Annotated in this window: 21 protein-coding genes; 9 read left to right on the top strand and 12 right to left on the bottom strand. The window is 66.7% G+C overall.

Going from position 1 to position 23,003, the window contains the following annotated elements:
- Positions 1 to 63: 63 nt before the first annotated feature.
- The 5 genes from adh to DCO49_RS08455 all read left to right on the top strand — a co-directional run bounded on the left by adh (position 64) and on the right by DCO49_RS08455 (position 6,532).
- Positions 64 to 1,593: an aldehyde dehydrogenase gene (adh, locus tag DCO49_RS08475; RefSeq protein ID WP_116863664.1), complete on the top strand. Its 1,530-nt coding sequence runs from the start codon at positions 64 to 66 to the stop codon at positions 1,591 to 1,593.
- 75 nt (positions 1,594 to 1,668) lie between these two features.
- Positions 1,669 to 2,697, top strand: coding sequence for an alcohol dehydrogenase AdhP (adhP, locus tag DCO49_RS08470; RefSeq protein WP_116863663.1), 1,029 nt, complete (start codon positions 1,669 to 1,671; stop codon positions 2,695 to 2,697).
- Positions 2,698 to 2,778: 81 nt separating this feature from the next.
- Complete coding sequence (locus DCO49_RS08465) at positions 2,779 to 3,156, top strand: DUF779 domain-containing protein (protein WP_116863662.1); 378 nt, start codon at positions 2,779 to 2,781, stop codon at positions 3,154 to 3,156.
- A 61-nt stretch (positions 3,157 to 3,217) separates the two neighbouring features.
- On the top strand, positions 3,218 to 3,613 hold the full coding sequence (locus tag DCO49_RS08460; protein ID WP_116863661.1) for a hypothetical protein: 396 nt from the start codon (positions 3,218 to 3,220) through the stop codon (positions 3,611 to 3,613).
- Positions 3,614 to 3,730: 117 nt separating this feature from the next.
- Entirely contained in the window at positions 3,731 to 6,532 is a 2,802-nt protein-coding gene (locus DCO49_RS08455) for a TonB-dependent receptor (protein ID WP_116863660.1), read from the top strand.
- 104 nt (positions 6,533 to 6,636) lie between these two features.
- Here the strand turns inward: DCO49_RS08455 and ligD are convergent, their stop codons facing one another.
- From ligD to DCO49_RS08440, 3 genes are all read right to left on the bottom strand, one after another.
- On the bottom strand, positions 6,637 to 9,111 hold the full coding sequence (ligD, locus tag DCO49_RS08450; protein ID WP_116863659.1) for a DNA ligase D: 2,475 nt from the start codon (positions 9,109 to 9,111) through the stop codon (positions 6,637 to 6,639).
- A gap of 3 nt (positions 9,112 to 9,114) precedes the next feature.
- Entirely contained in the window at positions 9,115 to 10,044 is a 930-nt protein-coding gene (locus DCO49_RS08445; protein ID WP_116863658.1) for a Ku protein, read from the bottom strand.
- 91 nt (positions 10,045 to 10,135) lie between these two features.
- Positions 10,136 to 10,534, bottom strand: coding sequence for a hypothetical protein (locus tag DCO49_RS08440; RefSeq protein WP_116863657.1), 399 nt, complete (start codon positions 10,532 to 10,534; stop codon positions 10,136 to 10,138).
- A 140-nt stretch (positions 10,535 to 10,674) separates the two neighbouring features.
- Between DCO49_RS08440 and DCO49_RS08435 the strand changes: the two genes are divergently transcribed.
- Positions 10,675 to 11,073, top strand: coding sequence for a hypothetical protein (locus tag DCO49_RS08435; RefSeq protein WP_243402694.1), 399 nt, complete (start codon positions 10,675 to 10,677; stop codon positions 11,071 to 11,073).
- Positions 11,074 to 11,100: 27 nt separating this feature from the next.
- Here the strand turns inward: DCO49_RS08435 and DCO49_RS08430 are convergent, their stop codons facing one another.
- Positions 11,101 to 13,224, bottom strand: coding sequence for a TonB-dependent receptor (locus tag DCO49_RS08430; protein ID WP_116863656.1), 2,124 nt, complete (start codon positions 13,222 to 13,224; stop codon positions 11,101 to 11,103).
- 168 nt (positions 13,225 to 13,392) lie between these two features.
- Here DCO49_RS08430 and DCO49_RS08425 point away from each other — a divergent pair, with 168 nt between their 5' ends.
- From DCO49_RS08425 to DCO49_RS08415, 3 genes are all read left to right on the top strand, one after another.
- Positions 13,393 to 14,595 (top strand): amino acid aminotransferase, encoded by a 1,203-nt coding sequence (locus DCO49_RS08425; RefSeq protein WP_116863655.1) that lies wholly within the window; start codon positions 13,393 to 13,395, stop codon positions 14,593 to 14,595.
- 341 nt (positions 14,596 to 14,936) lie between these two features.
- Positions 14,937 to 15,953 carry a class 1 fructose-bisphosphatase gene (locus DCO49_RS08420; RefSeq protein WP_116863654.1) on the top strand — a complete coding sequence of 339 codons (1,017 nt, stop codon included), beginning with the start codon at positions 14,937 to 14,939 and terminating at the stop codon, positions 15,951 to 15,953.
- Between the two features lie 108 nt (positions 15,954 to 16,061).
- Positions 16,062 to 16,769: a 2OG-Fe(II) oxygenase gene (locus DCO49_RS08415; RefSeq protein ID WP_116863653.1), complete on the top strand. Its 708-nt coding sequence runs from the start codon at positions 16,062 to 16,064 to the stop codon at positions 16,767 to 16,769.
- A 40-nt stretch (positions 16,770 to 16,809) separates the two neighbouring features.
- Here the strand turns inward: DCO49_RS08415 and DCO49_RS08410 are convergent, their stop codons facing one another.
- The 8 genes from DCO49_RS08410 to DCO49_RS08375 all read right to left on the bottom strand — a co-directional run.
- Positions 16,810 to 17,922, bottom strand: a complete 1,113-nt coding sequence (locus tag DCO49_RS08410; protein WP_116863652.1) for a PA0069 family radical SAM protein — start codon at positions 17,920 to 17,922, stop codon at positions 16,810 to 16,812.
- A gap of 244 nt (positions 17,923 to 18,166) precedes the next feature.
- Positions 18,167 to 18,910 (bottom strand): pyridoxine 5'-phosphate synthase, encoded by a 744-nt coding sequence (locus tag DCO49_RS08405; RefSeq protein WP_116863651.1) that lies wholly within the window; start codon positions 18,908 to 18,910, stop codon positions 18,167 to 18,169.
- Between the two features lie 9 nt (positions 18,911 to 18,919).
- The gene (locus DCO49_RS08400) at positions 18,920 to 19,174 is read right to left on the bottom strand and encodes a hypothetical protein (protein ID WP_116863650.1); all 255 of its coding nucleotides are present in this window, start codon (positions 19,172 to 19,174) and stop codon (positions 18,920 to 18,922) included.
- Between the two features lie 41 nt (positions 19,175 to 19,215).
- The gene (gene cls, locus DCO49_RS08395; protein WP_116863649.1) at positions 19,216 to 20,676 is read right to left on the bottom strand and encodes a cardiolipin synthase; all 1,461 of its coding nucleotides are present in this window, start codon (positions 20,674 to 20,676) and stop codon (positions 19,216 to 19,218) included.
- 174 nt (positions 20,677 to 20,850) lie between these two features.
- Entirely contained in the window at positions 20,851 to 21,264 is a 414-nt protein-coding gene (locus tag DCO49_RS08390) for a biopolymer transporter ExbD (RefSeq protein ID WP_005411740.1), read from the bottom strand.
- A gap of 3 nt (positions 21,265 to 21,267) precedes the next feature.
- Positions 21,268 to 21,693, bottom strand: a complete 426-nt coding sequence (locus tag DCO49_RS08385; protein WP_040006786.1) for a biopolymer transporter ExbD — start codon at positions 21,691 to 21,693, stop codon at positions 21,268 to 21,270.
- 59 nt (positions 21,694 to 21,752) lie between these two features.
- Positions 21,753 to 22,514 carry a TonB-system energizer ExbB gene (gene exbB, locus DCO49_RS08380; RefSeq protein WP_079224460.1) on the bottom strand — a complete coding sequence of 254 codons (762 nt, stop codon included), beginning with the start codon at positions 22,512 to 22,514 and terminating at the stop codon, positions 21,753 to 21,755.
- Positions 22,515 to 22,606: 92 nt separating this feature from the next.
- Positions 22,607 to 23,003 (bottom strand): energy transducer TonB (locus DCO49_RS08375; RefSeq protein WP_133249415.1); only part of this gene is annotated, 397 nt, incomplete at its 5' end.

Here is a 23,003-nt window from a genome sequence, read left to right as displayed (position 1 = left end):
GCACGCTCATTGCGGTACTTGGGCAGGCCCCGGGTTGTCCGGGCCATCCAAGGAGTGCCCACGATGAATGCCGTTGCCTCGCCCTCGACCGACCCGGCCGACCCCAGCGCCCTGTTCAAGCCCCGCTACGACAACTACATCGGCGGCCAGTGGGTGGCCCCGCGCAGCGGCCAGTACTTCGACAACACCACGCCCATCACCGGTAAGGTGCTCACCTCGGTGGCGCGCTCCAATGCCGAGGACATCGAGGCCGCGCTCGACGCCGCGCATGCCGCCAAGGATGACTGGGGCAAGCGCTCCACCACCGAGCGCGCCAACATCCTCAACCGCATCGCCGACCGCATCGAACAGAACCTTGAACTGATCGCTCGCGCCGAAACCTGGGACAACGGCAAGCCGATCCGCGAGACGCTCAACGCCGACATCCCGCTGATGGTTGACCACTTCCGCTACTTCGCCGGCGCCGTGCGCGCGCAGGAAGGCAGCCTGTCGGAGATCGACAAGGACACCGTGGCCTACCACTTCCACGAACCGCTGGGCGTGGTCGGGCAGATCATCCCGTGGAACTTCCCGCTGCTGATGGCCGCGTGGAAGCTGGCCCCGGCACTGGCCGCCGGCAACTGCGTGGTGCTCAAGCCGGCCGAACAGACCCCGGCCTCGATCCTGGTGCTGATGGAAATCATCGGCGATCTGCTGCCGCCGGGCGTGCTCAACATCGTCAACGGCTTCGGCCTGGAAGCGGGCAAGCCGCTGGCCAGCAACCCCCGCATCGCGAAGATCGCCTTCACCGGTGAGACCACCACCGGCCGCCTGATCATGCAGTACGCCAGCCAGAACCTGATTCCGGTGACGCTGGAACTGGGCGGCAAGTCGCCCAACATCTTCTTCGCCGACGTGATGGCCGAGGACGATGATTTCCTCGACAAGGCAGTGGAAGGCTTCGTGCTGTTCGCGCTGAACCAGGGCGAGGTGTGTACCTGCCCGTCGCGTGCACTGGTGCAGGAATCGATCTACGACCGCTTCATGGAACGCGTGCTCAAGCGGGTGGCTGCGATCAAGCAGGGCGATCCGCTGGACCCGGACACCATGATCGGTGCGCAGGCATCGTCCGAGCAGCTGGAGAAGATTCTTTCCTACATCGACATCGGCAGGCAGGAAGGCGCCGAAGTGCTGATCGGCGGCGAGCAGAACACGCTCGGCGGCGAACTGGCCGGCGGCTATTACGTGAAGCCCACCGTGTTCAAGGGCCACAACCGCATGCGCATCTTCCAGGAGGAGATCTTCGGGCCGGTGGTGGCGGTGACCACGTTCAAGACCGAGGAAGAAGCGCTGCAGATCGCCAACGACACGCTGTACGGCCTCGGTGCCGGCGTGTGGAGCCGCGATGCCTCGCGCCTGTACCGCATGGGCCGCGCCATCCAGGCCGGGCGCGTGTGGACCAACTGCTACCACGCCTACCCCGCGCACGCGGCGTTCGGCGGCTACAAGCAGTCGGGCATCGGCCGCGAGAACCACAAGATGATGCTCGACCACTACCAGCAGACCAAGAACCTGCTGGTCAGCTACTCGCCGAAGAAGCTGGGCTTCTTCTGATGGATTGATCGGGATCAAGGCGCGGGCATGGGGCCGGCGCCATCCTGTCTGCAAGCGCACTACGGAGAAACCCGCATGAATAGAACCATGAAGGCTGCCGTCGTCCGTGAGTTCGGCAAGCCGCTGGTCATCGAGGAAGTCGTGGTACCGCGCCCGGGGGCGGGCGAGGTACTGGTCAGAATCGAGGCCTGTGGCGTCTGCCACACCGACCTGCACGCCGCCGAGGGCGACTGGCCGGTGAAACCGAACCCGCCATTCATCCCCGGCCACGAGGGCGTGGGGCACGTCGTGGCCGTGGGAGGCGGGGTAGGGCACGTCAAGGAAGGCGACAGGGTCGGCATCCCCTGGTTGTACTCGGCGTGTGGCCATTGCGAACACTGCCTGGGTGGCTGGGAAACGCTGTGCGAAACGCAGCGCAACACCGGCTACTCGGTCAACGGCGGCTTCGCCGAGTACGCACTGGCCGATGCCAACTATGTCGGCCTGCTTCCGAAGGAAGTGGGCTTCGTGGAGATCGCACCGGTGCTGTGCGCCGGCGTGACCGTCTACAAGGGCCTGAAGGTCACCGATACCAAGCCTGGTGACTGGGTGGCGATTTCCGGTATCGGCGGCCTCGGCCACATGGCGGTGCAGTACGCACGCGCCATGGGCCTGAACGTGGCCGCCATCGATGTCGACGACGGCAAGCTGGCCCTGGCCCGACGGCTGGGCGCGCAGGTCACCGTCAACGCACGCACCACCGACCCGGCCGCCTTCCTGAAGAAGGAGATCGGCGGCGCGCACGGCGCACTGGTCACCGCGGTCTCGCCCAAGGCGTTCGAACAGGCCCTGGGCATGGTCCGACGTGGCGGCACGGTCTCGTTGAACGGCCTGCCACCCGGCAATTTCCCGCTGGACATCTTCGGCATGGTGCTCAACGGCGTGACCGTGCGCGGCTCGATCGTCGGCACCCGCCTGGACCTGCAGGAATCGCTGCAGTTCGCCGCCGAAGGCAAGGTCGCGGCGACGGTCAGCACCGACCGCCTGGAAAACATCAACGAGGTGTTCGCGCGCATGCACGCCGGTACCATCGAGGGTCGCGTGGTGCTGGACTTCGCGGCCTGATCATCCCGCGCATGGCTGCCGCGCCCGTCCCCCTCTCCCACGGGCGCGGCGGCCGTGCAACGGTACCCTGACGAGGCTCCAGTGAACGAACTTCCGCACCAGGTGATCGCCACCCTCGCGGCGCTGCAGCTGATCGACACGCTGCGCGCGCGCCATGGTCCGTTGCTGTTCCACCAGTCCGGCGGCTGCTGCGATGGCTCCTCGCCGATGTGCTTTGCACAGGGTGACTTCATCGTCGGCGACCGCGACGTCTGCCTGGGCGAGATCGGCGGCGCGCCGTTCCATATCAGCCCCTCGCAGTTCGAATACTGGAAACACACCCAGCTGATCATCGACGTGGTGCCCGGGCGCGGCGGCATGTTCTCGCTGGAGAACGGCGAGGGCGTGCGCTTCCTGGTCCGCTCGCGGCTGTTCAGCGACGAGGAGTTCGCCGCGCTGCAGGCCGCGGGCAAGGCCTGAGGCCCTGTAGCGCCGAGCCCATAGCTCGGCTGCAACGTCGCACACGCCGTACAATGACGGCATGCCCGAGATGCTCAAGACCGTTTTCCTGTCCGTCGTCGCCCTGGTCGGTGCGCTGCTCGCGCTGGCTCTGGTCAGCAGTGCCGGCGGCTGGCTGCCGTCGCTGTTCGGCCTGCACCCCGGCAGCGAAGCGCAACTGGGCTGGGACCTGGCCTTCACCGTGCTCGGCGGCATTGCCGGCATCGCCTTCGCCACCTACTACGCACCGTGCTGGCCGCGTGCGCATGGCACCTCGATCTGGACCCTGCTGGTACTCGGCAGCGGCTACGGCCTGTGGGTGATGGGCGGCGATTTCCCGCGCTGGTTCGCCATCGCCCTGCTGGTGTCGCTGCCGGTGCAGCTGCTCGGTGGCTGGCGGTTCGGGCGTCGTCCGTCCCGCAGCGCAACACAGGCTTAACAATTCCCCTCTAGGCTCGGTGCCCGCCGAACGTCGGCAACGCGGCGCAGGGGCCTGCACCCACGGAACACGGGCAGGCGCGGCGTAAGTCACCACAGGGAACCGGGAAATCATCCGATGCGTTACCAGAACCGGGAGGCCGCCGCTGCGGCCCCCCATGCGAAGCTTTTGTCCCGTGCCGTGCATGCGGTGCTGATCGGCGGCCTCGCCGTACTGCCCATCGATGCAATGGCTGAAGAAGCCGCCGATGGCGATACCCGCGAACAGCTGCAGCAGCTGGACACCGTCACCGTCTCCGGCAGCTATGCCAAGAGCCTGGAACGCGCGGTCGACCTCAAGCGCGCCAACATCGGTTTCTCCGATTCGATCGTCGCCACCGACGTGGCCGATTTCCCTGAACAGAACCTGGCCGAAGCGCTGCAGCGCATGCCGGGCGTGACCATCGAGCGCACCAAGGGACTGGGCAGCAAGGTCAGCGTGCGCGGCCTGCCCAGCGAGTTCACCCTGGTCTCGATCAACAACCTGGCCACTGCCTCGGGTAGTGGCGGGCGCGACGTGCAGTTCGACATCTTCGCCGCCGACGTGGTGCAGACGGTCACCGTGCAGAAGTCGCCGACCGCCGCCGACGAGGAAGGTGGCATCGCCGGTTCGGTCTACATCGAAACGGCCAAGCCGTTCGACTTCCCCGAGGCCAAGTTCAGTGCTTCGGCCGAAGCCTCGCACAACTCGATCAACGGCAAGATCGACCCAAAGATCTCCTTCCTCGCCAGTGACACCTGGGGCGACTGGGGCGGCCTGGTGTCGTTCTCCAAGGCCAAGCGTACCAACCGCACCGACTCCAACTCGGGCATCAACTTCCGTCCCATGGGCCGCTTCCTGGAAGCGTCGGGCACGCGCGGTTCGCAGGCCGCCGCCGTGCTGGCGCGCGATGCTGGCATCGTCGTGCAGAACCGCACGGACAAGGACGAGACCAGCCGCATCATCTTCCAGGACAAGGTCGGCGACCGCGTCTACCTCAACGAGCAGGACCAGTGGGGCGCCACCGCGTCGCTGCAGTTCAAGCCCAGCGACACGTTCTCGCTCAGCTTCGATGCGATGCTCGGCGGCTATGACACGCACGAGGACGAGTACGATGCCGCGGCGTACTCGGCGTCCAGTCGCAGCACGCTGGACACCATCCACGACTACGACCGTGACACGCTGTCGGCCTACGGCATCACCGTGCTGAAGGACGTGTCCTACACCGCCACCCAGCACGAGATCCTCAGCAAGGAACGCAACGGCAACACCGACTACCGTCAGTTCAGCAGCAAGCTGGACTGGAAGGTGGGGGGCTGGGACATCGACGCGCTGGTCGGCTACTCCGGCGCGCGCAAGGACTCGGACTACGCCAACCTCAAGCACGTGGCCTACGCGCCGTCGCGCACACGCTGGACCAGCAACGGCGGCGCGACCGTGCCGAGCACCACCGGCGGTTTCGACATGTACAACGCCGCGGACAAGTACCTGTTCGAAGCGTACGAAACCGAGCTGGAGAAGGTGAAGGATGACAAGTACGCCGCGCAGCTCGACCTGCGCCGGCAGATGAACCTGGCCTTCTTCCCGGCACTGAGCGGCGTGCAGTTCGGCGCGCGCTACACCGACAAGACCAAGGAACGCGAGTTCGGCAGCGGCAAGATCCAGGGCCCGACCGCCGGCAGCGCCGCGTGGGTCAACACGCGCACGCTGGCCGACAGCAACCCGGTGTGGATCAGCCAGCTGGCACCGGGTGGTGCGTATCGCCCGAGCGACCTCGACTGGCAGCAGGTGTCCAACGCCTATGCGCGCACCACGTTCCGCTACCCGGGCTATGAAACCCCGATCGATCCGGGCCAGTACTACGAGGTGAAGGAGAAGACCCTGGCGCTGTATGCCATGGCCGACTTCTACTTCGACATCGGCACCGTGCCGGTCTACGCCAACCTGGGCGTGCGCTCGATCGACACCGACGTCGACTCGGCCGGCTTCCACCCGGTGCAGAACGCCGATGGCAGCAGCGGCTACACGCCGACGCCGATTTCCAGCAGCGGCGACTACAGCAAGATCCTGCCCAGCTTCAACATGACCGCCGAGATCGCTGACGGCCTGGTGCTGCGCGGTGCCGCCTCGGAAACGCTGATGCGTCCGTCGCTGACCGACATCGCCTACCGCCGCACCGTCAGCTGGAGCAGCTTCCGCTTCATGGACGGCAACCCGGCGCTGAAGCCGACCACCGCCAAGCAGTGGGAAGTGGGCCTGGAGAAGTATCTGCAGAACGGTGGCCTGCTGGCCGCGTCGTACTTCTCCAAGAAGATCGACGGCGTGGTGCGGCAGTCGCTGACCGGCATTGTGCCGGACGTCGAGAAGCTCAACGCCAACGGGTCGCTGGACGGCTACTACGACTTCGAGGTCTACCAGCCGGTCAACGCCGACGGTTCCTACAGGGTCACCGGCGTCGAGCTCGTCGCGCAGCTGCCGCTGTCGATGCTGCACCCGGCACTGGAAGGCTGGGGCATCAACGCCAATTACACCCAGCTGGACAACTCGCTGACCGGCGCGTCGGACCTGGACATCCCGACCCCACCGGAAGGCCTGGCCGAGAAAGCGTACAACTTCACCCTGTATTACGAGAACGACCGCTTCAGCGCGCGCGCCTCGTACAACTACAAGGACAAGTACGTCGAGTACATCCACCTGAACATGTATCCGGTCTACCGCGATGCCTATGGCCAGCTGGATGCCTCGATCGGCTTCCGCCTCAATGACACCTGGAAGCTGAACCTGGAAGCGATCAACCTGCTGGACGAGAAGACCAGTGGTTACACGATCGACAAGGCGTTCCCGACCCAGTACGAGTTCTCCGGCCGCCGCGTCACCTTCGGCATCCGCGCGGACTTCTGAGCGGCGCAGGAGGCGGCGTCTTCGCGCGTCGCCTTCCCTGTAGAGCCGAGCCCATGCTCGGCTGCTCCTGATCGTGGACGCGGAAGCCGAGCGTGGGCTCGGCTCTACAGATCGGTAGTCGGCAACACCTGCTTCAACTCTTCCATCCCGCGCCACGGGTCTTCCTTCAGGCGCTTCGCGCGGGCCAGCGCCTTGTCCATCGGGAACGCATCGGCGGCGCTCACTCTCGCCAGTTCCTCCCAGCGCAGCGGCACCGCCACGCCCGCGCTCTCCCGCGCACGCAGCGACCACGAACAGACGCTGGTGGCACCGCGCGTATTGCGCAGCCAGTCGATGAAGATCACGCCCTCGCGCTTGGCCTTGCTCATCGTCGCCACGTAGCGGTCGGGCTGCTCCAGCGCCATCGCCTGGGCGAAGGCTTCGCAGAACGCCTTGACCTGTTCCCAGCCAGCCGTCGGCTGCAGCGGCACCACCACGTGCACGCCCTTGCCGCCGGACAGCCGCACAAAGCTCTGCAGGCCGACCTGCAGCAGGCGGTCGCGCACGTCGCGCGCACCCGCTTTCACCTGCGCCCAGCTCACGCCGTCGCCGGGGTCCAGATCGAACACCACGCGATCCGGATGCTCGGGATCCTCGACCGTCGCACCCCACGTGTGAAGCTCCAGGGTGTTCATCTGCACCAGCTGCAGCAGGCCGCGCGCATCATCGATGTAGACGTAGTCCTCGCGGCCGCTCTTCTGTTTCAGCGGCACCGCATGCACGGCGTCGCCCAGACCGGGGCCATGATGCTTCTGGAAGAAACAGGCCTTGCCGACGCCATCCGGGCAGCGCAGCAGTGACAGCGGGCGGCCGGCGATCTCCGGCAGGATCCAGCGCGCCATCTGCCGGTAGTAGTCGGCCACGTCGCCCTTGCTGAGCTTGCGCTGCGGGTACACCAACCGTTGCGGATGGCTGATGGCCACCGCTGCATCGTCGCCGCCCGTCGCCTGCGTCACGCCCAGGTCCTGCGTCTGCTTGTCGCTGCGCAGGCGCTTGAAGCTGGCCTGGCGCAGCAGCCCTTCCTTGCCCCAGCCACGGAAGGCCACTTCGGCCACCACCACCGGTTTTACCCAGCGCACGCTGGCCGCGCAGAAGGGAACATGCGCCGGCAGCTCCAGCACCGCTTTCTTCACCGCCAGCGGCACCAGCGCGCTGCTCAGCGCCTTCAACGCCGCATCGTCGAAGCCGGTGCCGACCCGACCGACATAGCGCAGGCCGCCGGCATCGGCCGTGGCCAGCAGCAGCGAACCGAAGCCGACCCGGCTGCCCTTGGGCGCGGTGTGGCCGACGATGACGAATTCGTCGGTGTCCTCGTGCTTCACCTTCACCCAGCTGCGCGCGCGGGCGTTCACATAGGGCGCATCGATCTGCTTGCTGACGATGCCTTCGAAGCCGGCCTCGCCGCTGGCGGCGAACACCGCAGGGCCATGGTCGAGCACGTGTTCGCTGTAGGCCAGCGTGCCCGGCTCCGGTCCGATCAGGTCCTTGAGCAGGGCCTTGCGTTCCAGCAACGGCGCGCGGCTGATGTCCACGCCGGCCACGCCGGGCAGATCGAACACGATGTAGCGCAGCGGCTGTTTCGAGCTGCCATCGATGACACGCTGCAGGGCCGCGAAATCACTACGGCCCTGCTTGTCGAGCACGACCAGCTCGCCATCCAGGCGCGCATCACGCACCGGCAGTGCGCGCACGGCCTGGGCGACTTCGGGGAAGTCATCGGTCCAGTCCAGGCCATTGCGTGAGCGCAGTTTCAGCTCACCGTCGTGCAGGTCGGCCAGCAGGCGGTAGCCGTCCCACTTGATCTCATGCAGCCAGCGTTCGCCATCGGGTGCGGTGTCCCGGTGATCAGTCAGCTGCGGCTTGAAGCCGCGCGGATACGGATGGTCGCGTGCACCGGCGAGCTTCAGCGCGCGCGCATGCCAGCGTGCGTCTGCCTTGCGGGTCCCGGCGCGCGCTGACTTCTTTGCGGCCTTTTTCACCTGCTTTGTAGCAGCCTTGGATGCGGGCATGGGATTCTCCACAAGATCATCGGCCTCGGCATCACGCGCGTCGGCATCGTCACGCTTGATCAGCAGCCATTGCACCTGCCGCCCCTTCATGGCCGTGCGCACCAGCTTCCAGCCGCCACTCAAGCGCTGCCCGTGCAGCACGAAATCGAGCTTGCCATCGACCAGCGCCTGCAGCGGGTCGCCTTCGCAGCCCCAGCTGCCGTGGTCGAACACCTGCACGTGGCCTGCGCCGTAATGGCCTTCGGGAATATCCCCTTCAAAGCCGGCATAGGACAGCGGATGGTCCTCCACTTCCACCGCCAGGCGCTTCTCGCCCACCCGCAACGACGGCCCCTTCGGCACCGCCCAGCTCTTCAGCACACCGTCCATTTCCAGGCGGAAATCGTAGTGCCGCGAGCTGGCGTGGTGCAGCTGGATGACGAACTGCGGGCGCCGCTTCGGATTGCCTGCTGCCGGGCCATCATCCGGCTCCGGCGTCTGCCCGCTGCCACCGCCAAGACGGCGCTTGCGGCGGTACTGGTGCAGCGACATGGCTCAGCCTGCCTTGCGGCGCGGTGCGGCCTTCTTCGTCGCCTTGGCGGCCTTGCCGGCGGTCTTCTTCGTGGCTTTCTTCGCAGCCTTCTTCGCCGGTGCCTTGCGCGTCGCGGTCTTCTTCGCCGGCGTACGCTTGTTGGCATCCAGGCTCTTCTGCAGCAGCGCCATGAAGTCCACCACGTTGGTGCTGGCATCCTCGTGCGCCACCGGCTCCTCTTCCACCTGGGTGGTGCCGCCCTTGGTCTTGATGCGCTTGTTCAACACCTGCTGCAGGCGCTCGCGGAATTCATCGTGGTATTGCGTGGGATCCCAGTCACCGGCCATCGATTCGATCAACTGTTCGGCCATCGCGGTTTCCTTGCTGGTGATCCTGTAATCGGAAAGACTGCCGGTGGGCAGCTTGTAGTCCGCCGGATCGACCAGTTCCTGCGGGTAGCGCAGGATCATCAACACCAGCGCGTCTTCATTGGGCATCACTGCACAGAGATACTCGCGCGTGCGCACAACGACCCGGGCGATACCCACTTTGCCTGTGCTGCGCAGCGTCTCGCGCAGAAGCACATAGCCTTTCTCGGCCTTTTTGCCCGGCACCAGCAGGTAAGGTTTTTCGAAGTAGCGGGGATCGATCTGCGCGGCGTCGACGAACGACTCCACCTCCACCGTTTCATGGCTCTCCGGCGCGGCCGAGCGGATGTCGCCTTCTTCCAGCACGACGTAGCTGCCCTTGTCGTATTCGAAGGCCTTGACGATGTCCTTCCACGGCACTTCCTCGCCAGTATCGGCGTTGACCCGTTCGAAGCGGATCGGCTTGCGATCGCGCGAATCGAGCATGCGGAACTGCAGGTCGACCTTGCGTTCGCCGGACATCAGCGACACCGGCACGTTCAGCAGGCCGAAGGAAAGGGTACCGGTCCAGATCGGGCGGGCCATGGGCGTACCTGGGCAGTCAGCATGGGTACCCAGCTTCGGTGGCCTGCCGTGAAACGACCGTGTCCGGAGTGTGGAGGGAGGATGGCCGGTACTACTGCAGCAGAGGCCTCACGGCGGTGACTGGGATGTGGTCCAGGGCGCGCCAGGCGTCCTCCACCACGGGCCACGCCTGCTCCCAATCCAGGCGTGACTGCCCTCGCATCTGATCCCAGTGCGCGGCCAGCTCCTCGCAGGTATCCACATCACCTCCACGTGGCCAGTCGGCCGCATGGGTGGTCAGTGCGAAGGCGTAGACCGGGCACAGGTCGCGCCAGTTCCGATGGCCGTGGCCGCGGCGCCCTTCGTAATCAGTCAGCATGTATTGCAGGTAGTCCTGCGCCACCGCCTGCGGATCCGGGTGGCGGCGGGTTCCGCGTTTCGGGCTGCGCGCTGACAACGGGTCCAGCAGCGCGTTGAAGACGGACGGTGCGGGTCGTTCCAGGCGGGCCACGGCGAGGTCCTGCGTCAGTGTCTGGGCTGGGAGGGATACGCCCCACGCTGTTATGCACTGGTGACAGAGATGTTCATGACGCCGGGTTCGCAGTGGCTTTACCTCCAGAACGGTTAAGTGGAGTCCCCGCCCAGCGAGAAATGACCGCCATGAACCGAGATACCTCCCGCGACCCGCTGCGCGAGACGACAGCGCCCGTGGCTGGCGAGCAGCGCGCCAAGCACGACAATGATGAGGCAGATTTCCGCGGCACCGGTGCCCCCTTCGTCGATGCCGGAAGCCATGAGGCGCATGCGGACCCGGGCAACCCGCAGACCGCGCAGCAGGATGGCCCGCATCTGCCGGTGAAGCGCGAGACTGAACAGGCAGCACTGGACCGGAAGGACTGCGGCGACCGGAACCGCGGCGGTCAGGAAAGCCCGCTCAAGCGCCGCGAGCGCAAACAGCATGCCAGTGACAACCAGGACCAGGCCCTGGAAGAGACGTTTCCGGCCAGTGACCCGACCTCACCCTTCGTACCGGCCAAGGCACCGGATTGAGGCCGCTGGCGCTGCCGACCGCGCGCATCAGCGCCACGACCACTGCAGGCCCACGCTGGCGCGCCGGTCCGGGCCCGGCTCGTAGAAGCGGCCGTTGCCATCGTTGACGATCACCGAGCCGATGTAGGCCTGGTCCAGCAGGTTGTCGAGCCGCGCGAAGGCACGCAGGTCGCCGCCGGGCAGGGTCCAGCGGCGGCCGGCTTCCAGGTTCAGCACGGTGTAGCCGGGCGCGCGCTCGGTGGCCAGGTCGTTCACCACTGTGTCGCTGCTGGCATTGGCTTCCAGCGCCCACTGCCAGTCGCTGGGCGACCACTGCAGGCGGGCGAAGGCCTGCTGCCGCGGCACGCCAGGCAGGCGGCTGCCTGTGGCCACGACGGTGTCCGGCACGCGGCAACCACTGCCACCGCAGGTCAGGTACGGCGAACGCACCTGCGCCTGCAGCCAGGTCCAGGCCAGCTGCAGTTCCCAGTGCTCGGCCAGCGGCCGCTGGTACTGCAGTTCCACGCCCTGGCGGCGGGTACGGCCGATGTTGCGGTAGGTGCTGCGGCCATTGGTGTTGCTGGCAACGGCCAGCTCATCGTCGGTAACGGCGCGGAACACGCTGACATCGAGCCGGGTTCCGTTCTGCGCATGCCACTTGCTGCCGACCTCGATGTTGCGGCTGCGCGCGGCCGACAGGTCCAGCGCCAGGCCGGCCTGGCCGTCGCTACGGTAGCCCAGCTCGTTGAAGGTGGGGGTCTCGAAGCCGCGTCCGACCGCCGCGTGCAGGCGCCACTGCGGGGTCGCCTCGAAGCTGACCCCGGCCACCGGCGTGGTCGCCTGGTAGCGGCGGCGGCCGCTGTCGTCGGGGTTGCTGCCGGTGATGTAGCGGTCGTCCGACTCAAAGCGCACGGCACTGTGGCGCACGCCGGCCAGCAGCGACCAGCGCGGGCTCCACTGCCACCACGCCTGGGCGAACTGGTCGACGTTCTGCACGGTGTCGATCTGGTCGCGGCGCAGGCGGCCGCGCACGCCCAGGGTGCTGCCGACGAAGTTCTCGTAGCCGGTGCGGTGCTGGCGCTGGCGGTCGGCACTGATGCCCGCCACCACGTCCAGCGGGCGCCCGGCCAAGTCGCCCTTCCAGCCCCAGCGCGCGTCCATGCCGCCATAGCCGCCGTCCAGGTCGATCACGCCGCCGGCGTGCAGCGGGTTGGCCTGCGCGGTGGGCGGAATCGGCAGGAACTGGGTCACCGCGCGCTGCCCGGCGTAGCCCATCAGCTGCCAGCGCTGGGCGCCGCTTTCGCGGGTCCAGCGCAGGCCGGCCTGCTGCTGCCGCACCGATTTGCGGGTGTTGTACTGCTCGGCCACGGCCGTGGCCTGGCGCGGGTTGGCCGCGACCTGGGCGCGGGTAAGGCCCAGCGGGTCCTGCGCATCGGGGGCATCCAGCGCGTTGAGCAGCAGCTCCAGGCGGCCGCCGCCGACTTCAGCGCCCAGCCGTGCGTTGAGCGACTCACGCCGCGCCTCGCTGTGGTCGCGCCAGCCATCGGTGTGGAAGTGGTTGGCGGCGATGTTGTAGTCGATCACCGGACCGGCACCGCGCAGCTGCGCGCCAACGCTGACGGTGTTGTCGGCACCGGCGTTCACCCGCAGCCGCCACGGATCGCCGGCCTGGCCCTGCGCGCTCCACACCTGCAGCACGCCGCCGGAGGAGTTGCCGTACAGGGCGGAGAACGGGCCGCGCAGCACTTCGATGCGCTCGGCACCAAGCAGGCTGGCGTGCGACAGCTGGCCCTGGCCATCGGGCATGGTGGCCGGCACGCCATCGATCAGCACCCGCACGCCGCGCACGCCGAAGGTGGAGCGCGCGCCGAAGCCGCGGATCGACAGCTGGGTGTCCTGCGCATAGTTCTGGCGGTCGCGGGCCAGCACCCCAGGCACCCCGGCCAGCGCTTCGGACACCTGCATCCCGGGCCCGCTGCGGTCGTCGCCCACCCACACCGTGTCCTGGCTGGCCGGCAGCGCGAACGGATCGATGCCCTGCACGCGCGCGGCCTGCACCTCCACGGTCGGCAGCTGCTGCGGGGCAGGGTCGGCGGCGTTCTGGGCCAGCACCGGCAACGGCAGCAGGGCAATCAGCAGAGGCAGGCGGCGGGGCGCCAGGGAATCGTTCATCGTTCAGCTACACGCACGGCGGGGAAACAACACGCCATGGTACGGGCTGCGGCGTGACGATGGCCGCCGCGCGGGTGGCACGCTTTGTTACGATGGCATGGCTGTGGCCGACGGCCGCTGCTTCACGACCCGCGCTTCTTCTCCCCCTCAAATAGAACGAGTACTGCCGTGTCCTTCTTTGCAAACGTGGAACTGGTCCCGGGCGACCCGATCCTGGGCCTGACCGAGGCGTACAACGCCGACAGCCGCCCGACCAAGGTCAACCTGGGTGTGGGCATCTACTACGACGAGAGCGGCCGCATTCCGCTGCTTCGCGCCGTCAAGCAGATCGAGCAGCAGCTCGCCACCGAAGCCAAACCGCGTGGCTACCTGCCGATCGACGGCCTGCCTGCCTACACGCAGGCGACCCGTGAACTGGTGTTCGGGAAGGACTCGCCGCTGCTGGCCGCCGGCCGCGTCACCACCGCACAGACCGTCGGTGGCAGCGGTGCGCTGCGCGTCGGCGCCGACGTGCTGAAGAAGCTGCTGCCGCACGCCACCATCGCCATCAGCAACCCGAGCTGGGAAAACCACCGCGCCGTGTTCGGTGCCGCTGGTTTCGACGTGGTCGAGTACACCTACTTCGACGCCGCCACCCATGGCGTGGATTTCGACGGCATGCTGGCCGATCTGCAGAAGCTGCAGGCCGGCACCGTGGTGCTGCTGCACGCCTGCTGCCACAACCCCACCGGCGCCGACCTCACCGTCAGCCAGTGGAAGCAGGTGGCCGAAGTCCTGAAGGACAAGCAGCTGTTCCCCTTCATCGACATGGCCTACCAGGGCTTCGACAAGGGCATCGAGCAGGATGGCGCCGCCGTGCGCATCATCGCCGAAGCCGGCATCGACAGCTTCATCGTCGCCAACTCGTACTCCAAGTCGTTCTCGCTGTATGGCGAACGCGTGGGTGCGCTGTCGATGGTCGCCCCGACCGCTGCCGATGCGAAGGCCGTGCAGTCGCAGGTCAAGCGCGTGATCCGCACGATCTACTCCAGCCCGTCCACCCACGGTGCCGCGCTGGTGGCCGGCGTACTGACCAACCCGGACCTGCGCGCGATGTGGGAGCAGGAACTGACCGAGATGCGCGAGCGCATCCACGCCCTGCGCCAGGGCCTGGTCGAAAAGCTCGCCGCCGCCGGTGCCCCGCAGTTCGCCTTCATCAACGAACAGGCCGGCATGTTCTCCTACTCCGGCCTGAGCCGTGAGCAGGTCGAACGCCTGCGCGACGAGTTCGGCATCTACGCCGTCGGCACCGGCCGCATCTGCGTGGCCGCGCTGAACCAGAACAACCTGGAATACGTCGCCAAGGCCGTGGCCACCGTCGCCAAGGGCTGAAGCAACCCAGCACATGCTTGAAAACAAAGGCGCCGAAAGGCGCCTTTGTTTTTGCTCCTGCTCCTGCCTTTGCCACACCCTCCGCGCTCGCGGCGAACCCTGAAGCGCAGGGCGGGGCACACCGTGGCCAGGACCGTGAGGCGCATGGATGCGCCGACCGAGCCCCCATGGATGGGTTTACGGCGTGTCATGGCCACGGTGTGCCTCGCCCTGCGCCTCCATGGAGGAAGGCGCCGCACACCGCAACACCCCTGTAATCGATTTCGCCTCAAACCAATCACGCACACGCCGCGCACAGCAGCGACAATAGGCGTTTTCCCGCTGCCGAGACCTGCCCGCTCATGTCCCGTACTTCGTTGACCCGCTTCCTGATCCAGCAACAGCACGCCGGCCGCATCAACGCTGACCTGCGCCAGCTGATCGCCGTGGTCGCCCGCGCCTGTACCAGCATCTCCATCGCCGTCAGCAAGGGCGCCCTCGGCGGCGTACTCGGCGAAGCCGGCACCGGCAACGTGCAGGGCGAAGCGCAGAAGAAGCTGGACGTCATCAGCAACGAGATCCTGCTGGAAGCCAACGCCTGGGGCGGCCACCTCGCCGCCTGCGCATCGGAAGAGATGGACCACAGCCAGCCGGTGCCGGACATCTACCCGCGCGGCGATTTCCTGCTGCTGTTCGATCCCCTCGATGGCAGCTCCAACATCGACGTCAACGTCTCCGTCGGCACCATCTTCTCGGTGCTGCGCTGCCCGACCAACGTCGAACTGCCGGGCGATGAGGCCTTCCTGCAGCCGGGCACCAAGCAGATTGCCGCCGGCTACTGCATCTACGGGCCCAGCACCCAGCTGGTGCTCAGCGTCGGCCACGGCACCCACGCCTTCACCCTGGACCGCGAGACCGGCGAGTTCGTGCTGACCACCGAGAACATGCAGATTCCGGCGGCCACCCAGGAATTCGCCATCAACATGTCCAACCAGCGCCACTGGGAAGCACCGATGCAGGGCTACGTGCAGGACCTGCTGGCCGGCAAGGAAGGCGCGCGCGGCAAGAACTTCAACATGCGCTGGATCGCCAGCATGGTCGCTGACGTGCATCGCATCCTCACCCGCGGCGGCATCTTCATCTACCCGTGGGACAAGAAGGAACCGGACAAGGCCGGCAAGCTGCGCCTGATGTACGAAGCCAACCCGATGGGCCTGCTGGTTGAACAGGCCGGCGGCGCCGCATCCACCGGTCGTGAACGCATCCTCGACATGCAGCCCAACCACCTGCACCAGCGCGTGCCGGTGTTCCTCGGCTCGCGCGAGGAAGTGGCCGAAGCGGTGCGTTATCACCAGGAGCATGACGCGAAGACCGCTTGAAGGCGGCCATCCCTACAGCGGTCATGGCAGTACGATGACATGACCGCGGGGTGACAGCAGCGGCGGCAAACGGCACCATCAAGCCCTTGCCGCCGAAGGATTGCATGCATGCACGAGCCGGGCCCGGTCGATTTCATCGAAGTCATCCACAACGCCGTCCCCAGTGACGTGTGCGCCACCATCGTCGCCCGCATGCGCAGCAGCCAGGGCCTGAAACCCGGTGCGGTAGGCAGTGGTGTGTTCCCCGAACTCAAGCACAGCAAGGATCTGCGCATCAGCGGCCTGGATGCGTGGCGCGACGTGGACAACGCGCTGCAACAAGCGGTTTTCGCCGGGCTGCAGACTTATCTACGTCGTTATCCACAGGCACTGATCGCACCGTTGATGTTGCAGATCCAGGACAGCAACGGCCAGCCGCGCCGACTGTCAGCCGAGGATTTCCCCGACATGGCGCCGGAACAGCTGGCCGAGCTGGCCCGCACCTGCCTGCGCCCCGGGGCCATCAACCTGCAGTGGTATGCGGCGGGCGAGGGCGGTTACCCGTACTGGCACTGCGAGCTGTACCCGAAGGATGCGCAGGCGGAAACACTGCACCGGCACGTGTTGTGGACGCTTTACCTCAACGACGACTTCGAAGAGGGCGAGACCGAGTTCCTGTTCCAGGGCCGCAAGATCGCACCGCGCACCGGCAGCCTGCTGATCGCACCGACCGCGTTCACCCACACCCATCGCGGCAACCGGCCGCAGGGCGGCGACAAGTTCATCGCCACCAGCTGGATCCTGTTCCAGAGTGCGCAGAAGCTGTTTGGCGGGTAGCACCGCTTGTAGAGTCGAGCCATGCTCGACTGCACCGACATCAGAACAACGACCCCTGCGGTGATTCCTTCCGTGGCGGCAGCGGCTTCTGGAACCGGCTGCAATCCAGCTTCGGCCAATGGCTGTTCTGCGCGTTGAAGCCCAGCCGCTTTCGCGCCAGCTTGAAGCGGTCGTTCAACAGATCCGCATAGACACCCTGGCCACGCATGCGCGTACCGAACTGGCTGTCGTAGTCCTTGCCGCCACGCAGCTGCTGGATGGTGCTCATCACGTGCGCGGCGCGATCAGGATGGTGGGTGTCCAACCAATCGCGGAACAGCGGCGCTACCTCCAGTGGCAGGCGCAGCAGCACGTAACCCGCAGTGCCGGCACCGGCGTCATGCGCGGCTTCCAGCACCGCTTCCAGCTCGCTGTCGTTGATCCACGGAATCACCGGCGCGACCATCACACCCACCGGAATGCCGGCGTCGTGCAGGCGCTTCATCGCGCGCAGCCGCGCGTGCGGTGCCGACGCGCGCGGTTCCAGCTTCGCCGACAGGTGCGGGTCCAGCGAGGTCACCGAGAAGTGCACGCTGACCAGGTTCTCTGCCGCCAGCGGTGCCAGCAGGTCGATATCGCGCTCCACCAGCGCATTCTTGGTGATCAGCGAGAACGGATGCCTGGTCTCCAGCATCACTTCGATCAGCTGGCGGGTGAGTTTCAGCTTGCGCTCGATCGGCTGGTAGGCATCGGTGTTGATGCCCAGTGCAATCGGCTGTGGCACGTAACCGGGCTTTGACAGTTCCTTGCGCAGCAACTGCGGTGCGTTGGTCTTGGCGAACAGCTTGGTCTCGAAGTCCAGGCCCGGCGACAGGTTCAGATAGGCGTGCGAGGGCCGTGCAAAGCAGTACGAGCAACCGTGCTCGCAGCCGCGGTAGGGATTCACCGACTGGCTGAAACCCACGTCCGGGGAGTTGTTGCGGCTGATGATGCTGCGCGCGGTCTCGGCGCGCACCTCGGTACGCAGGCGCGGGGCGAGGAATTCTTCGCTTTCGTCGATGGCCCAGCCGTCATCGACCGCTTCGCTCACCGTGCTTTCGAAGCGCCCCGCGAGGTGGGACGTGGAACCCCGGCCCTTGATGGCGGCCTGGGCGTTGCGAGGGTGGGATTGCATGGCGCCCTCCGGCCGTTTCAGAGACGTTAGTATTATTGCTAACCACAGGCGGCGCAAGCGGCCAGGATTCACGTAGCTGTAGGCGTTGTGGCGGATCCGACGTCACGTTGACCCCAGTGTTATCCACAGGTTGCACGTGGTCGCGCAGGCGCCATCGCCGCAGCAGGCCGGAAGCATGGGCCACGGACGTCTCAGCAGCTGCGATGGGCAGCGGTGGCTGCCGGGCAACGCCCGGCGTCAGCCGTTACAGCAGGGCGAGGTAGCCCCGCACGGTGGTATCGAGCCCGTCGTACAGGGCCTCGCCGATCAGCGCGTGGCCGATCGACACCTCCAGCACGTCCGGCACGGCGGCCAGGAAGTCGCGCAGGTTGTCCTGCGAAAGATCGTGGCCGGCATTCACGCCCAGCCCGGCCGCCTGTGCACGCCGTGCGGCGGTGGCGAACAGCTCCAGCATCGCACCGGCATCGCCGGCGGCATGCGCTTCGGCATAGGGGCCGGTGTACAGCTCGATGCGGTCGGCGCCGACCGCGGCGGCCTGTTCCAGCAGCGGGTTGCCGGCATCCACGAACAGGCTGACGCGGCAGCCCATCGCCTTCAGTTCGGCCACCAGCGGGCGCAGGCGCTCGCCATCGCGCTCGAAATCGAAGCCGTGGTCCGAGGTGATCTGGCCATCGCCATCGGGTACCAGGGTGGCCTGCGCCGGGCGGGTCTGCGCGCACAGCGGCAGCAGGCCCGGATAGCCCTCGCGCGGCGGCGCGAACGGGTTGCCTTCGATGTTGAACTCGACGCCGCGGGCGCGGGTCAGGGTCGACAGCGCCAGCACATCCTCGGCGGTGATGTGGCGACGGTCCGGCCGCGGGTGCACGGTGATGCCGTGGGCGCCGGCGTCCAGGCAGGCCTGGGCCGCACGCACGACATCGGGTTCGGCACCGCCGCGCGAGTTGCGCAGGACGGCGATCTTGTTGACGTTGACGCTGAGCTGGGTCATGGAACGGAACTACGGTGCGGAAGAGGGTGGGGGCGTGCCGTCATGGGCGCGGGCCTGCTCACGCAGGCGGCGCAGCTCCTCGGCATCGACCAGGGTGGATGGATCGCGCTGCAGGTCGCCAAAGCGGGCCACGTAGCGGCCACGCACCCATGCCAGCAGGAAGCCGAGGGCGGCCAGCAGGGCCAGCGACATCAGGCCCATGTTCGGGGTCTTCAGCGCGAAGGCGAAGCAGCCCAGCGACAGCAGCAGATACAGCCAGTACATATCCAGTCCTCCCCGGGCATCGACCGCAGTGTAGCGCTGCGTCAGAGCAGCGGCGAGGCCAGGCGGGCGAAGGCTTCGGGCAGGCGGTGGAGCCACAGCGAACGGCCGGCCTCGTCGTGCACGCGGGTGGCGCTGTCGAACTCGGCCTGCAGCAGCGTGGCCAGTTCCGCCACGCGGTCGCGGTCGCTGATCATCATCGACAGCTCGAAGTTCAGCCGGAAGCTGCGGTGGTCGAAGTTGGCGCTGCCGACGATGCAGACGTCATCGTCAGCAATGAAGGCCTTGGTGTGCAGCATGCGCGGGCCGTACTCGTAGATCTTCACCCCGGCATGCAGCAGCTCGTCGAAGTAGGAGCGCGCGGCCTGGGTGACGAACCAGGAATCGCTCATCTTCGGCACCAGCAGGCGCACGTCCAGGCCGCCCAGCGCCGCCGAGGTCAGGGCCATGCGCGCGGCCTCGCCGGGCACGAAGTAGGGCGTCACCAGCCAGACGCGCTCGTTGGCTTCCTGGATGGCCGCCACGTGCAGGCGGTGGATGGTTTCCCAGCCGGAGTCCGGGCCGGACACCAGCACCTGGGCGTCGATGCTGCCATCGCCGCGCAGCGGCATGTCCGCCGGCCACAGGCGGGCGATGTCGAAGCGCGACGGCTCCTGCCCGCTGGCGTACAGCCAGTCCTCTGCGAACACCAGTTGCAGGCTGCGCACCACGTGGCCGCGGAGGCGCATGTGCAGGTCGCGGTAGGCGTTGGGGTTGCGGCTCTCGTCTTCTTCGTCGGTGATGTTGATGCCGCCGGTGAAGGCCAGCTGGCCATCGATGATCACCAGCTTGCGGTGCGTGCGCAGGTTCAACCACGGGCGCTTGAAGGGTTTCAGCAGCTGCCGCGGGTGGAACCACACGGCTTCGCCACCGGCATCCAGCAACGGCCGCAGGAAGCGCGCCGGCAATGCCGAGGAGCCCACCGCATCGAGCAGCAGGCGCACCTGCACGCCGGCACGCGCGCGTTCGACCAGGGCGTCGCGCAGGGCCGTGCCGGCGTGGTCGGGGTTGAAGATGTAGTACTCCAGATGCACGTGGTCGCGCGCCTGGCCGATGGCCTCGATGAGCGCGGCATAGGTGGTCGCGCCATCCACCAGCCAGGTGACTTCGGTGGCGCTGCTGGGCGCGAGGCCGGTGGTGGCCTGGGCGACCTTTGCCAGCTCGGTGCAGCCGGCATCGGGCGGGCAGACATCGCTGTAGTGCTCCATGCCCGAGCGCGCGCGGCCACGGCGCAGGCGCTGCCGCTTCACCTTCTGCGGGCCCAGCAGGTAGTAGATGAAGAGGCCGAGGTAGGGCAGCAACGCCAGCGACAGGATCCAGCTGAGCGTGGCCACCGGCTCGCGCTTCTGCAGCATGATCCAGCCGGTCAGGGCCAGCAGGTAAAGCAGATAGGCCACCGCCAGGATCGTTCCCAAGTGGGCAATGCCATCGAGCCAGAGGCGCAGCGAATCGAAGAGGGCGAGCATGCGCCGATCATAGCGGGCGCGGGTGTGGTGATGGGGTCAGTAGTGATGGGGTCAGAGCCCTTTCCTGCGGAAAGGGATCCGACCCCGCCGGCATCACCCTGCGCAAAAAAAGACGCCCCTGTCTCCAGGGGCGTCTGCAGTCGCGTCATGACTGTTGTGCTGCGGTAGTACGTATTACTGCTGCACGAAGCCGATCTTCTTCATCTGAGCATTCTTCGCGGCGGCCAGGACCTTGGCCATCACGTCGTACTCGGAATCCGGGCTCGCATCGATGCGCAGCTCAGGCTGGTTGGTCGGGTCACGCTGGACCTCCTGCTCCATCCGCTGCTGCAGCTCGCTGGTATTGATCGGGCTGTTGTTCCACGAGACCTGGTTGCTGGCGTCGATCTTGAGTTCGATCGGCGGCGGCGGTTCGACCAGCTGCGGCGGTGGGTTGAGCACGCGCTGCGGCAGGTCCACGGCGATCGGATACGTCATGATCGGCGCGGTCACGATGAAGATGATCAGCAGAACCAGCATCACGTCCACAAGGGGCGTGACGTTGATGTCGGCCATGGGGCCCTTGCCACCACCACTACTGAATGCCATGGCTTATTGCCCCTTCTCTTTGGTCGCGACGAAGCCGACGTCCAGCATGCCCTGCTCCTGCGCGACCTTGGTCAGGTCGTTGATGACGCGCATCTTGGTGGTGCGGTCACCACGCAGGTTCAGCGGCGGCTGCGGGGTCTGCTGGGCGGCGGTCGCCAAGCGCGACTCGAGAGTCTGCTTGTTGATCTCTTCGTCGTTCCAATAGATCGAGCCGTCTTCCTTGACTGCCAGGGTGATCGGACCGGCACGCTTTTCGGCGTCTTCCGGCTTCTGGATCAGGTTGGCCTCCGGCAGATCCACCTTGACCTTATGGGACATCAGGGGCGCCGTGATGATGAAGATGATCAGCAGCACCAGCATCACGTCCACGAGGGGCGTCACGTTGATGTCGGCCATGGGGCCGCCGCTGTTACCACTACTGAAAGCCATAACGGGCTCCGTCTAGATCTTGGTGACTACGTCGTTCGTCGCAGGGTCACGCGCCGCAATCAGCGGACGCGCGAGCCGGTGGCGAAGAAGTCGTGCAGGTCGTGCGCGAAGGTATCGAACTTGCTGATGGTCGCGCTGTTGACCTTGCTGAAGAAGTTGAAGGCGAACACGGCCGGGATTGCGACGAACAGACCGATGGCGGTCATGATCAGCGCTTCACCCACCGGGCCTGCAACGGCGTCGATCGAAGCGGAGCCGGTGGCACCGATCTTGATCAGCGCGCCGTAGATGCCCCACACGGTACCCAGCAGACCGACGAACGGAGCGGTTGCACCGACGGTGGCCAGCAGGGTCATGCCCGACTGCAGCTTGTTGCTTTCGCGGGTCACGGCCTGACGCAGGGCGCGGTCGACGAACTCCGAACGGCTCAGGTTCTCACCCAGACCGCCGGTGGCGCCGCCTTCAGCGCGCTGGTGGTGGGCAGCCGCCTGGGCAGCGTCCAGTGCGATCTTCGAGAACGGCTCGGAAGCCGGCTGTTCTTCCATCGCACGGATGGCGTCCTGCGCGTTCGGGGTGTCCCAGAACAGGCTGACGACGCGATCGGCAGCGCTCTTCAGGCGGACCGAACGGAAGATGTTGATGACGGTCCAGTACCAGGACATGGCCGACATGACGATCAGGGTCAGCAGCACCACCCAGGAGACAGCGAAGTCACCCGGCTGGGTGGTCATCTCGTGGATCAGATGCTCGAAGCCCATCTGCGACAGGGCGTTGGACGGATTGCCCCCGGCAGCAGCGGCGATGAAAAGTTCCTGCAGCATGACGCTTACCTTTGTTGTGTGTGGTGATAAAGGGTGTAGCTAAGCTAAACAATCGAACCGGAGGAGGGGTGGCCGGCGGCCACCCGCTCGCATCAGTTCAGTGCAAAGTTGACCGGGACGCGGACGCGGCCAGCAGCCTTCTTACCGCCAGATTCAGCGGCGTTGAAACGCCACTTGCGGGCAGCTTCCATCGCAGCACGGTCCAGGTCGCGGTTACGGCTGGACTTTTCCACCGTGACATTGGTGACGTTGCCGTTGGCATCGACATCAATGATCAGGATCACTTCGCCCTGGATGCCCGCGCGGAAAGCGGCCGGCGGATAACGCGGCGGATTCATGGCCTTCGACGAGATGTCGACGCTTGCCTCGATGGTGGTCGGCGGGGCAGGCGGCGCGGGCGGCGACGGCGGGGTGACGATGTCGTTCGGGCGCGGCTCCGGCACGTCGACGACCGGCGCCTGCGGCGGCGGCGGGACGGGCGAGGGCTTC

Source organism: Stenotrophomonas sp. SPM (assembly GCF_003105135.1).
GTDB lineage: Bacteria > Pseudomonadota > Gammaproteobacteria > Xanthomonadales > Xanthomonadaceae > Stenotrophomonas.
Note: the sequence above shows the minus strand (reverse complement) of the source record. Positions and strands in the feature narration are given on the sequence as shown.